Source organism: Brevibacillus sp. SIMBA_040, assembly GCF_046535075.1.
Taxonomy (GTDB): Bacteria; Bacillota; Bacilli; order Brevibacillales; family Brevibacillaceae; genus Brevibacillus.
This window is the reverse complement of the sequence record NZ_JAWRXI010000040.1, coordinates 1-11638: the sequence shown is the minus strand read 5'-3', so window position 1 is coordinate 11638 and position 11638 is coordinate 1. Positions and strand designations below refer to the sequence as shown.

Here is an 11638-nt window from a genome sequence, read left to right as displayed (position 1 = left end):
CATAAAAATCTCCCAACCTTTCTAATACTAATTGTAGTTTAGAGGTTGAAAGTTTACACAAATTATTTTACAGACTCATAGATTCTCTTTTTTTAAAATTTTCATTGTCAAACCTCCAAAGCTACATTGATGGTTATCATTTTATTTGACTAAAATGACTTTCAAGTGACAATGAAGGTGACAAGTTGGTCACTTACAGAGCGCTACTAAATCACTTTCTTATAAATTTAATCTGTACCTCGCACCCGCTGATAAACCTGTTCCACCGTCCATCTCACAACTATTAGGTGAAAAAAGACGCTGAAGAGCCGATTTGAGAAGGCGCTAGACGATACGATCGTTGAGTTGCCAGAATGACATACTCACAATGAGAAACCCGTCCAAGCGTCGTGCCAGGCGGGTTCTTTTATGCTTATCCACGCGCTGGAAATTACTCGTAACTAACTTTCATGATATCCATGAACGGAATCTTCCTTGTTGCTCCGTTTTCCTCTACATAAACTAACCTTGTGCGCGAATCGAGGACGGTTATCTGCCCACGTACTTTTTCAGCCACGCCCCACACTGTTAGCGCCCTTTCGTCCCCATCATCTTTTGCTTCTACAAGCTGACTCTCTAATTCTTCTAGCTCAAATTCATCTCTTGTTGGCCTTTTTGGCGTGTTTGCTTTTGCCACTTGAAGCACCTCCTAGCCTTTCACGTCCGTTATCTTATCTAAATCTTCCCATTGACTCTCTTGTTAGTTCACTAGCTTGATCCGTCTTCCATTCTGGTCAATCCATTTCACTGCACCCCACATGCTGCAGATGGGTTCCCAGTTCTCCTTTAATCGGATTCCACCAAGACACTGTGATGGCATAATCATCACCCTTCCTTAATGAAATTCTTACAATTCTTAAATTATGCTTTATCTTCCAAATCCTATAATCTCTTAGAGTCTTATCTCCAAAATCTAAGCAGTCATCCGCAATTTCTCCATCTAAAAAAAATTCTATCGTGTAATCCCCAATGTGCTCTTCTAAGTACATAATATCAGTAGAACAAAACATAACAACGTGTTGGGAACCAAAGTTTAGTCTAAGGGATATTGATCTCTCAGAAACACTAATAAAATCATCATACAACTTGCCCTGAAACGTTGCATGATTGTCATCCTTATTTTCCTCTTTCCACTTTTTAAAGCATTTCCAAAAATTTTCGATAGTTAAATTTATTGCATTGTGTTTCTGTTCCCATTCCAATAAAGTTATGGCATTCATTTAGTTCACCGTCCAAAAATGTATAAGAAGAAATATTTATATCTGTATACCACTATACTTCCAGTTTATTGCTCTTAGTATGTCATCTTCTATAAAACGACTACCTTGTTTGCAAGTATGGAGGATGTTCACCACTTCCTCCCCTGGCAGACATTCTTCCGCGGCTAACCTCATAAATAATCTGGTAAATACCACTTTCTTCTCTCTTACGCCATCTTTCCGTGAACACCACTTTATATGTTTCCTTCTCAGCCGTTTCCTCTACCTCTGTTTCCTGTTCTACGTCATAACCTTCAATTTGCAATTTAATCACACCTTCTTTACTTGGGAACCTGTCGATGGTGCTGGTAGCAAATTGTACAGCATCTTTTGCAGTATACGGCGGCTTCGGAGGAGCTGTCGCATAGATCGTACCCACTATAAGAACAAACAGGAGTATAGGGGCAATGAAAGAGATTACTCGGGTCTTCATCTTAAGGGCCAGGATGGTAGGCATTATTCGATCCAAGCTGAAGAAAAGGACAGCCGCTCCTCCACCCATGATACTGAATAGTGTAGACTCAAGCACGATTCCAAAGCAAAGTCCAAAGACGACCTGAAGCGTACAGGATATCATCGGCTCAGCGCTGCCCTTTATTTTTAACGTCACAAAAATTGCTTCGATAAGCGATGAAACTAGAATTCCATATAAAAAAACGGCAGGAACTGCGTATAACGCAACTAAGAAAGCCGATGACATATAGTTTCCTGCTGCGTTCCAATTGGCTCCTCCTAAATTAGTAAAAAACAAGGACACAAAAAGGACAATTGTCCAGGAAGTAAAATAGGCAACTGTCAGCTTTCGGACAAGTATTTGCACAACTTTCAATTTTGGCATAAGATCCCCCATTAAGAACTAGTAAGCCATAGTCCGTAAGCGATTAAGCTTTTTGTGTTCTTCATTTCTTCGGTCACGCCTGGATCCTATTTGATGCTCAGCACAGGCAAGGTAACCAGTATTGACGAAATGTATGCTCGCTTACTGTTAATATTAGGTATATTGTAACACTTTTAAATAGAATAAATGGTACAATATAACAAAAACGTAAAGCGCGTAGACAATTTTGAAATTTGCCATGCGGAAACCAAGCTAAAAAAGAATTTCAGTCGGGCCAGCGTAAAACGACAGATAGTTCACTGTAAAGATATAAGGACACATATTCCTAATTGAATCGGTGATTATGTTGAAATTTCGGTTACTTGTAAGAGACAAACAAATCGACTACGATGTTTGGCTGGGAAGGCATCATTTTTATTATGCTAGAATAGAAACACCCTACATAGAAAATCATCCAGATTATAACGTTTATACTTTTAAAATTCGAACACCTGCTGGAGAGGTACTAACATCAGAGGATTTTAAACGCAACTTTACTAACTATACCGATTGTCATGATTACGTAATCAAATGGATCAAAGATGCGATTGAAAATGAGAAAAAGTTAAAAGAATGTAGCCATCTACACCAGAGTAGTATGACTTAAAAAAATTGGCCCCCCTGGATTTTACAAGGAGGGGCTCACCTTTAGGCTCCGTGATTACCGGCAGATATAATAGGTTCGTAGGAGCGTTCTCGATCCGGTACAGAGCTAGATCTACTGCATCTTTTCCGACTCCCGGATGCTCAGAAACCATAACAGCAGTATACCAATCACGCGAGTTTGTCTTGATTCGCATAGACGCCCACCCTTTAGAAACATGCTTAGCTGTAAGCAGTAGCCCGCCTTTCAACAAGACGCCTGTGCCGCCACCGCCTACATCCACATGGACACTAGCAGCCTGTGTGAGCTTTTCAATTTCTGCCCATGACTTCGGCTGCTTTACTGGCTTCTCTGCTCCAGTTTTGATGTCTCCATTACTGAACCAGTCGTTGCCAGCTTTTTCGCCATGTTTTGGATGAGCAAGGCCGAGTAGTCGCCTCGTAGCGTCCTGCCTTCGAATGCGTTTTCTGTCCAATATGCTGGAGACTGAATGACTTGTTCGCTTTGAAGAACTTTCAACGCCTCTTTTGTCTTCTCGTCTGCTTGTTTATTCACAGGTTTCTCAACAGGTTTAGGATTATTTTGTGCTTTGGTAAAGTAATCATCCAGATAAATAACTGGCTCGAAACAATTTTTTTCGCGATTCGCGATCCAGCCGAATTGTGGCGACGAACTTTTGCAAATCTCATAGTGTAGATGGCTTCCAGTACTCTGCCCAGTGTTACCCTGACGCCCGATCAATTGTCCCTGCCTTACTTTATCGCCGACTTTTACTGCAACACTGTCCAAATGCCCATAACAATTCAAATGGACCGTTTCTGGATCGCGGATTGCCACAAACAATCCCATAACCGCCGAAACCACTTCCTGCAACGCCTTCCTTTTCATGGATGACTTCTCCGGCTACGAAAGCGTTGGATCGGTACTTGATGAGTTTTGACCAAATCGATGCCTGTATGAAATTCACGATTACCATTGATCGGGTCTGAACGCCAGCCGAACGTCGATGTTACCCGGTACTCTTGCATAGCAGTAATCACTTTTGATCACTCTCCCGCCACTGGAATGTTCTTTTCATGCCACTATGGATGCCAATTGTTCCAAGCGCTTCAACGAAGACCAGCTTGCAGCCTCCAGAAAGTCTCCATGAAATAAAACCGTGTTACCTAGATTAATTGCGACCGCCAAGAAGACCATCGCCAACGGAATGAGACTATTTCGGTACCAATCCTGTCCTTTCAACCATCTTCCGATAGCCATAACAACGGCAATTACTAACCCAGTTTTGATCATTTTACATCTTCCTCTCTGTATTTACTCCCCGCCGTCTAATCAGTTCAGTCTGTGATGGGCTTGCTTTGCAGACTCTTCTAAACGAGTAACGCGCTCCGATAGCGCATCAAATTTTTGACCCTGAGCTCGTTGTTCAAGCCTAATATCATCCACGCTACGTTTAAGGTAATCCACGTCTGCGCGCTGCATCGCGTCTCTGCTCTTCTGTCATGAAGCCAATGTACTTTTCAAGTTTCTCCAGCTCCTTCACTTTTGTCGTGTAGCTTTATGCTTACTCCGTCCTTGCCTTGTTTCACTTCGTTTATTAGCGTTCCGTTGACCTCTCCACTATCCCTGATAGCAACAAAATTGCGCTTGTAGGTCATCTGTTCTCCTGTCTTTGGATCGTTAATAGGCATGCCTTCTTCGGTGAACATTGGCACCTCTTGCTGCCCAAACTCCACGTACTCTGCAATGTCAGCAAAGGCTATCCTCGAAGGTACTCCATGACAAAAAGCCTCTGCTTATCAGTCAGAGACCCTTCTTCGTTATCTATTTCTGATAGTGGATCGATATGTTCCTTTGCTTGTTTGGAACGTTCCGTATCTTTTGGAACGTTTGGAGCGTTCTGTTCCGATTGATTGGAACGTTCCGTTGGCTTTGGAACCATATCCGGTTTCTTTTCTGCAGGTATTGAAGCCTCTTGAAGCAACACCTTACGTGGTGAGCTGCCCTCATACGGTCCTACAATACCTTTCTGCTCCATCATCTTAACTAGCATTGCTGCACGGGTATAGCCAATTCTCAAGCGTCGCTGTAGGAGACTGGCAGAGGCTGTCTGAGCTTCTACAACAATACTGACGGCTTGATCATACAACTCGTCTTCTTCTAGCACGATCTCGGGCATTTGAGCTTTACTGCTCGGTAACTCCCACTTGTCCTTATTCTTCCATCCTCGGACAGTGCCTTCCGAAATGTCGAGTTGATCCGCGAAATCCTTCAGCTTGATTTCGCCATTAGCCTGCTTCCATATCTCGTATGCTTTATCTCTACTTGGATCTCTTGTTCTTGCCACTACATGATCACCACCACCTATTGAGTTTATTTACCAGTGCCCAAAGCATTAAATTATCATAATAATACTAAAAGTGAACATTCCGTGAATTATATTTGGAATCTATTTACATATAAATCAAATAAATGGTAAATTTAAATTGTTCCATAGATTACCAATATTGGGAGGCTATTATATTATGAAGAAGTTCGCTAGTGGTCTACTTGCTCTAACTCTTGTATTAGGTATTTCTACATCAGCCTTTGCAGCTGTTTACCAAGAGTATGAACCAAATAACAGTTGGGCAGACGCAAATTCTTTTTATCCGGCTCATGGTAACCAACTTAATGGTAAACTTGATAGGGATAATGGTGACAGTCAAGACAGATTCACCTTCACTGCTACACAAAATCAAAAGATTCGTTTTCAATTAACTTACTCCAAAGCAGGTGGACAACAATTTTTCTTAAAGTTTAAAAATGGAGCATCAACAACAGCAACCAAGGACTATGTCGATATTGATGTAGTGGCTGGAAAAGAGTATGCGTTCGAAGTTTACGGAGAGACTTTCAATTATGATTACAAAAAATTCGACTATTCTTTTTATTCCTATATACTCAATTAATATGATTCTCACGAGGTCACCAGAAATGGTGGCTTCTCCTTTTGTTATCCTCTCCTATTGACTTGCTCACTTCAAATTACTAATACTTAATTTGTTTTGCAAAAGAAAAAGCACCACGCAGGTGCCTTCAGATGCATCTCATCTATTTTAATCTTTCCATTATTTTTGTTGTTGGGAAATAGTCCATGTTATACTCATTCGTTTCTTTCTCTGATCGTTTCAAACTAACATTTCCGACTTTTACATACTCTATCGTCAATACTTCCCAGCCTTCTTTATCTAATAAGGCATCAGACGCTCGACTATAGGAAGTTACCGCCAAATCTTTTGCTGATAGTAATTTGTTGGGCGCTAATTCGATAACTCCTTTAATTTCTCCATTCTCAAAAGACAAGCTGGTTATTTTATCTTTCTCTCCTAGCGCTGAGTATTCGAGGATTTCTTTAATTTTATTTACATCAAATTCATCCTTTTGTTCAGGTTCGCCCTTGGCATCGGTCGCAATTGTGCTATTTGTTTGACCCTCATTTGGATTTGAAACCCCCTTCTCTGTCTCTTCGCCAACGGATACTTCCGTTGAATTAACATCCATAACAGGGGTCTCCTTACCACCACATGCTGTTAATGCAACAAATGACATGAATGCAACAAAAACTACTAACTTTCTCATAACTCGTATATTCCCTCCTCTTGTATATACTTTGACACTAGGTAAGATTTTCCTGTTGCCATGTATCCCCTGTCCGGTATATCCCAACAGAGTAATCTACTGAAAGATAGGTCACCACCACTATTGTTGGAGTTGTTTTGCAAAAGAAAAAGCACCGCGTGGGTGCTTTAGCAATATTATTGACAGTTGATTTACGGTGTTGTAATTGTCCCGTTAACTTTCATTTCATTTGGTCCATCATTCGCCAGCCTAATTCCATAACGTCCTGGTTGAAGAGGCGTTGTTGTAAAGGAAAAGCTTCCGTTTCCATTAGAATCGAAGTAATTCCCAGTACCTAACCATTGGTCTGGGCCATAATATTCTAGAATTCTATAAGTTCCTTTAGCCCCACCAGTACTATTTTGTGTAAGATTCACAGTTACAGTCCCATTTTGAAAAACGTAAAACTCATACATTTCGTAATACCCTGATTTACCTTTAGGGGACAAAGATTTCGAAAACGTGTTTATTGCTAATACGCTTGCATTTGATGTGGCAACAGGTTCAGCCGCAAAGACACTTGAAGGTCCTACTGAAGGTCCTACTAAAGCAACAGCAAGAATAGAAAGAACAGCCGTTAGTTTTTTCATAACTACATCTCCTTCATTCTTTTTATCAACAACTCACACTTTACCAATTATACCAATATATTGCAAGTATTTTGTAATTTTTGGGTTAGTTTATACTTAAGAAACGAGGGGTTGCTGTTTCGTATGTAATCCCTAATCTGGTATGTTCCAAAAGAGTTAATTCGCGATTTTCTACAGTTCCGAGAGGGGTTCCCAAACTTGAAAACCGCTTTTAGTACATAGCAATAAAAAGAAAACAATTGCATGTTCCCTGCTACTATCATCGCAAGACTAGCGCGTTCAGACTCAAAATGTCCCCCTCTCGTAAGGTAACATTCGTCATCATCCATAGATTCGCTCAGGTACGCCATTGATAAGGGATAGACGGTATCTCCCAAGGGTTAGTGTTACCGCCCTTGACACAAGATTACCGGTTCTACCATTTCAAATCGTCCTGCCTTTTATCCCTGATTTTGTCCTACTTTTTGTCGAGGTTTTTTGGAGAAAAACATTTTACTTTTTGATTTTTACCCAAAACAAAAACCACCTTGAAGGTGGTTTCTGGTACTACTGTATTTAGCTAGATGAATTCATTTTTTCTTTTGGCAAGAAGTTGAACATGATTAAAAAGTTACGGAAGGATAATATTGTTGCATACGCGATGGGGATGCTTACAGGTAAGAAGATAAAGGCATAAATAGTTCCCCAAATTAAAGTTCCTTCGATGTTAACACCTACAAAACCTTCATCAATAGGTGTTCTAAGCCGCCCGCCTCTAACAATATATTCACCAAATATAGCACCAATAGTCCCGCTATACCAAGGCACAAAAAGACCAATCATAGTGCTTACTACTAAATGAAAAGATCTATTTAGCTTCTTCCGCTTTATAACAAAAATTATTGCCAAGACCATAAATGTAACTGAAAATGGAACAACTGTCGCAAAGTAAAGCCATAGCTCACCCCATATCGATATCAAACCACCAGCAAACAATTGTGCAAAAATCATAAACACGAAACTTATAATCAATGAGAGAATCGAACCATGGAAGAAACCAAAAAGACAAACTAGTATGGTCTTTTTCACGATGGATTGCATGATAATTCCCCCCAATAAAATGACCGTAACACAAAAATTGGATATTTGCGATTTCATTAACTTAAACCGAAGAGTTAATATAAAACTGCCGGTTAACGTAATAACATTTATAATAGGCAAGCAAAATCTATGGCCACTGTAGGCTTGTTTCAAGAAAAAGTAAAAAGGCACTCAGATCATACCGAGTGCCGTGGCAATTTGAAAGATTGCCTCTTTCTTTTTTGTGTAATATTGATCTTTTGTAAGTCCCAAATCCAAGTAAAAGTTAATGTCCTTTACCCTCGAAGTGCTGAGGTACTTCTCTTCAATGATTCGACGCTCAACCTCATCTAACGAGTAATACAACGCTCGTTCAATTTGGCGTGCCTTCAGTTCGCTTATTGTCTCTGTTTGCTGGAGACGTGGGAACAATTGGCCTATACCCTTCTCTTTTAGTTCCTGCTCATTCTGCACAGCAACACGGAGGGCTTTATATTCTTTTAATTCCTTTGCAACCACTTTTCTAACTTCCGTTTCGTTTACTGGTTGCAGAAAAGACAATTGTTCTTGTATCTGTGCGCTCATCTTCCAATTCCCCCTCGCGGTAAGCCCGTGATATAATATGGTTGTCGAACACATATTCTGGCTCCCGTTGGAGAGTGCTGCAAAAGTCCACTTTTTTCAGAGCAACAAAACAGCCAAAGAAAAACGAGCCTCTAGAATCGCTTCTAAGGCTCGTTTCGCGTTTAGGGAGACATATTTGTACCCCCTAAAATCTTTGCTTTTTTCAAAAACACCACTTTTGCAGGGCTCTCCCCGTGGGAGGGATTTTTTTCGACCCTGATCTAGATCCTCTGACCTTCACGGTTTCCTCTAGTGACGTAAGCATCGCTACAGTCAATTTTTTGGTGCCTGGACACTTAGAAATTCATAGAGTGCCCGGTAAAAGTGGTGGCGTTACGGTGACTATCACAGCCTTTGATGACAAAGGGGGAGTGACATTGACATCTTTCAAAGTCACTTTGGATTAGTCATTTCTGGAGCCTCACGTTCATGTAAAAGAAGAAATTCCATTAACGTCCCCTTGGGTTATCCCAGGGGGATATTTATTATAACTGAAAGCACTCTTCCTTCTTTACAAAATTACTGTTTTTTGTTTGCAACTTCCGCTATCTTTCAGTGCTTGGATTATAGACTTTCTTCAACCATGCAACTGAGATTCAAGACCACTCATTGCCTATCCGCAATCATGGATAGCTGATCCATTTACCTGTGTGGGCGTCGACGACTCCCGCATCTCCACAGATGCTGTAAACAAGCCGCGCTTTTGACTCCTCGCCCCCGTTTTCGTCATTAACTGGTAGAAAGTAGTAGAGATTTAGCGATTTTTTCACGGCTTGCTCCGTTTTTTTCGCGAATGCCATATCTACTCTTTGCATGTTATTATCGACAATTACGGGTGGGTGAATCTGCTGACCAGCAGTAGAACTATAGCCTGTTTTCGCGTTGACATGTATAATAAATGGTTCATCCTTAATCTGTATACCGTTTTTCAACCATCCAAAATATACTTGATAATCCCACCAATACTTCCCCCAATCGCTCATATCTCCGTCACGCGGTTGCGAATCAAGCATATAAATATCTGCTAGCTGATCACGGCGCTTTGTTTGTAGGAAATGGATTGCGCTTGCCTCTGCCTGCTCACGGGTTAACATTCCGTTCACTCCACTACCCTCTTTTGGAGCTGGAATAAGGGGCATTTCTTTCAAACTCTTGATCGGCTTCCTTGGTTTCGCCAACGCTCCTTTGCCATCAATCATCTCACCTGAAATAGCATCTACCAATTGCGGATCGGTGGGTAGATAATCATAGACCAACATGTATTTGGATTCACCATCTCCACTGGAAATGCTCTTATAATACATGGTTGGCTCCGTTTTTTGTTCCAACAGCTCGCGTGCCTTTTTTTCCGAAATGACTTGGCTTGTGTCGGGCAACTCTCCTTCATACCATAACCGATAGAAATTCAGAACTTTTCCGTCTCCTGCCACAGTCACACCAATCAAATTGTTCTTAAGAGGAAAACCATTCTCTACTCTCTGAAATCCAAAAAAATACGGTTCAGAACCATCGCTCTCATACATGCCTTCTTTTCGAGCCGTCAGCTTCGCTCGCTCCTCTGAAGGAATGACTTTTGTGAGAAACTGCAATGCTGCATCACTTGCGATTTTCTCCCTATTGGTTGTAGTAGGACGATTGGTCACGCTCTTGTTTGTATGATAAGCATACCCCTCCAACTGCCCTGAGACAGGATGAATTTTATACATGATACTTGATTCATCTGAATGAAAAAAATGAAGGAACCATGCGCCATTGGGCGTACGCAACGCTCCATACGGCTCGACGTACTCTCCCCAGCGAAACTCATAACCTAGGGGTATAGTAATCCATTTTTTAGCAAATTCAATAGCCTCTTGTTCTGAAAGAATCTTTTTTGATTTTTGCTCAGCCGCCTGTACCAGTGCTCTCCCATCTTCGATATTGCCTAGTACAAGTACTAATGAGATTAATAGAATTGACGATCCACTCCAAAATACTTTTTTACCTCTTTTCTTCATACACCTAATTCCTCCTACCCATGCTTTCTATTGATTCATTGGACAATTGCAAATTTGACCACATTCAATCATTTTCAATTATTTCCCTTCATTTCTTAATGTTATATTAAAATACATATTTCACAAAAGAAAGATATAAAGAGAATAGAAAGAAACATTACAAGCATATCTGTCCAGGTCCTGTAGTATTCCTGGTGATGTGTTCATCAACGAGGTGCTAACTTCGTTCGAAATAGGTTATCTTCCCCTCAATACCTATTGTGATAATAGATAACTCGCCTTACAATTTGGTTTATGTTACAAAAGGAGATATACAAATGACTGGACCTAAACAATATGAAATTGATATAGCATCAGAGTATCTTAAGGAATTATTAACTGAGTTGTCTTCAGTCTTAGAATTACAAATTGATTTTGAAGTTGTTAAAAAAAATTTAGTTCATTCTGGCTGGGATGATGATACAAAGTGAAAAGCAGTAATATTCCATAAACCTACACAGGATACGTTTATCCTTGTTGACTGTTATATTGAGGATCTTACCGATCAAATAGGTGTCGTGGATGTTATTGTTAGATGTTCAGAGAAAATTGAAATTGTACAAACAGTCTTACTACGATGGTACTCTCGGTGTTGGAAAAGGTATAAACGTTCCGATATTAATACCGAACTGATAAATAAATATGACAGTTCTTCCAGTCTACTTAATTGGATTAAAAATCATCAAAAGAGTTTATCCAAATGAACTTTGATCTGAGGTGAAATTATGCTTCCCCCTCCCCTATAAAAATGCTTGTTGTCTTTCTCTGCTTTTTCCTGGGGTCTGTCAAGATTTTTGTGTAAACTCAATCAAACGATATATGAAAAGGTTTCATCCCCCTAATTAGGACATCTTTTTCGGAGCCAACAGGGTCAAGGGCGTAAGGCGAAG

15 protein-coding genes are annotated in these 11638 nt (G+C 40.4%); 2 read left to right on the top strand and 13 right to left on the bottom strand.

All coding sequences use genetic code 11. The features are described 5' to 3' along the window. Positions 1 to 430: 430 nt before the first annotated feature. From SB752_RS31795 to SB752_RS31760, 8 genes are all read right to left on the bottom strand, one after another. Positions 431 to 676, bottom strand: a complete 246-nt coding sequence (locus SB752_RS31795) for a YolD-like family protein (protein WP_410719421.1) — start codon at positions 674 to 676, stop codon at positions 431 to 433. Positions 677 to 773: 97 nt separating this feature from the next. Further along, positions 774 to 1259, bottom strand: coding sequence for a hypothetical protein (locus tag SB752_RS31790; RefSeq protein WP_410719420.1), 486 nt, complete (start codon positions 1257 to 1259; stop codon positions 774 to 776). Between the two features lie 100 nt (positions 1260 to 1359). Continuing rightward, on the bottom strand, positions 1360 to 2136 hold the full coding sequence (locus SB752_RS31785) for a hypothetical protein (RefSeq protein WP_410719419.1): 777 nt from the start codon (positions 2134 to 2136) through the stop codon (positions 1360 to 1362). Positions 2137 to 3118: 982 nt separating this feature from the next. Next, the gene (locus SB752_RS31780) at positions 3119 to 3667 is read right to left on the bottom strand and encodes a M23 family metallopeptidase (protein ID WP_410719418.1); all 549 of its coding nucleotides are present in this window, start codon (positions 3665 to 3667) and stop codon (positions 3119 to 3121) included. Next, positions 3664 to 3819: a hypothetical protein gene (locus SB752_RS31775; protein WP_410719417.1), complete on the bottom strand. Its 156-nt coding sequence runs from the start codon at positions 3817 to 3819 to the stop codon at positions 3664 to 3666. The genes SB752_RS31780 and SB752_RS31775 overlap by 4 nt, the downstream gene beginning before the upstream one ends. Positions 3820 to 3853: 34 nt before the next feature. Then, a complete protein-coding gene (locus tag SB752_RS31770) occupies positions 3854 to 4072 on the bottom strand; it encodes a hypothetical protein (protein ID WP_410719416.1) in 219 nt (72 codons plus the stop codon). 227 nt (positions 4073 to 4299) lie between these two features. Then, the gene (locus SB752_RS31765) at positions 4300 to 4488 is read right to left on the bottom strand and encodes a terminase small subunit (protein ID WP_410719415.1); all 189 of its coding nucleotides are present in this window, start codon (positions 4486 to 4488) and stop codon (positions 4300 to 4302) included. A 50-nt stretch (positions 4489 to 4538) separates the two neighbouring features. Further along, positions 4539 to 5126: a DNA translocase FtsK gene (locus SB752_RS31760; protein WP_410719414.1), complete on the bottom strand. Its 588-nt coding sequence runs from the start codon at positions 5124 to 5126 to the stop codon at positions 4539 to 4541. A gap of 178 nt (positions 5127 to 5304) precedes the next feature. On the opposite strand from SB752_RS31760, the gene SB752_RS31755 reads away from it, so the two are divergent. After that, positions 5305 to 5730 carry a hypothetical protein gene (locus SB752_RS31755; RefSeq protein ID WP_410719413.1) on the top strand — a complete coding sequence of 142 codons (426 nt, stop codon included), beginning with the start codon at positions 5305 to 5307 and terminating at the stop codon, positions 5728 to 5730. Between the two features lie 142 nt (positions 5731 to 5872). Here SB752_RS31755 and SB752_RS31750 read toward each other — a convergent pair whose 3' ends face one another. The 5 genes from SB752_RS31750 to SB752_RS31730 all read right to left on the bottom strand — a co-directional run bounded on the left by SB752_RS31750 (position 5873) and on the right by SB752_RS31730 (position 10709). Continuing rightward, complete coding sequence (locus SB752_RS31750; RefSeq protein WP_410719412.1) at positions 5873 to 6400, bottom strand: hypothetical protein; 528 nt, start codon at positions 6398 to 6400, stop codon at positions 5873 to 5875. A gap of 191 nt (positions 6401 to 6591) precedes the next feature. Further along, entirely contained in the window at positions 6592 to 7029 is a 438-nt protein-coding gene (locus SB752_RS31745) for a hypothetical protein (RefSeq protein WP_410719411.1), read from the bottom strand. 555 nt (positions 7030 to 7584) lie between these two features. Then, positions 7585 to 8109, bottom strand: coding sequence for a hypothetical protein (locus tag SB752_RS31740; RefSeq protein WP_410719410.1), 525 nt, complete (start codon positions 8107 to 8109; stop codon positions 7585 to 7587). Between the two features lie 171 nt (positions 8110 to 8280). Beyond that, positions 8281 to 8673, bottom strand: a complete 393-nt coding sequence (locus SB752_RS31735; protein WP_410719409.1) for an ArpU family phage packaging/lysis transcriptional regulator — start codon at positions 8671 to 8673, stop codon at positions 8281 to 8283. Positions 8674 to 9335: 662 nt separating this feature from the next. Next, positions 9336 to 10709: a YcdB/YcdC domain-containing protein gene (locus SB752_RS31730; RefSeq protein WP_410719408.1), complete on the bottom strand. Its 1374-nt coding sequence runs from the start codon at positions 10707 to 10709 to the stop codon at positions 9336 to 9338. A gap of 317 nt (positions 10710 to 11026) precedes the next feature. Between SB752_RS31730 and SB752_RS31725 the strand changes: the two genes are divergently transcribed. Then, positions 11027 to 11179, top strand: a complete 153-nt coding sequence (locus tag SB752_RS31725; RefSeq protein WP_410719407.1) for a hypothetical protein — start codon at positions 11027 to 11029, stop codon at positions 11177 to 11179. Positions 11180 to 11638 lie beyond the last annotated feature (459 nt).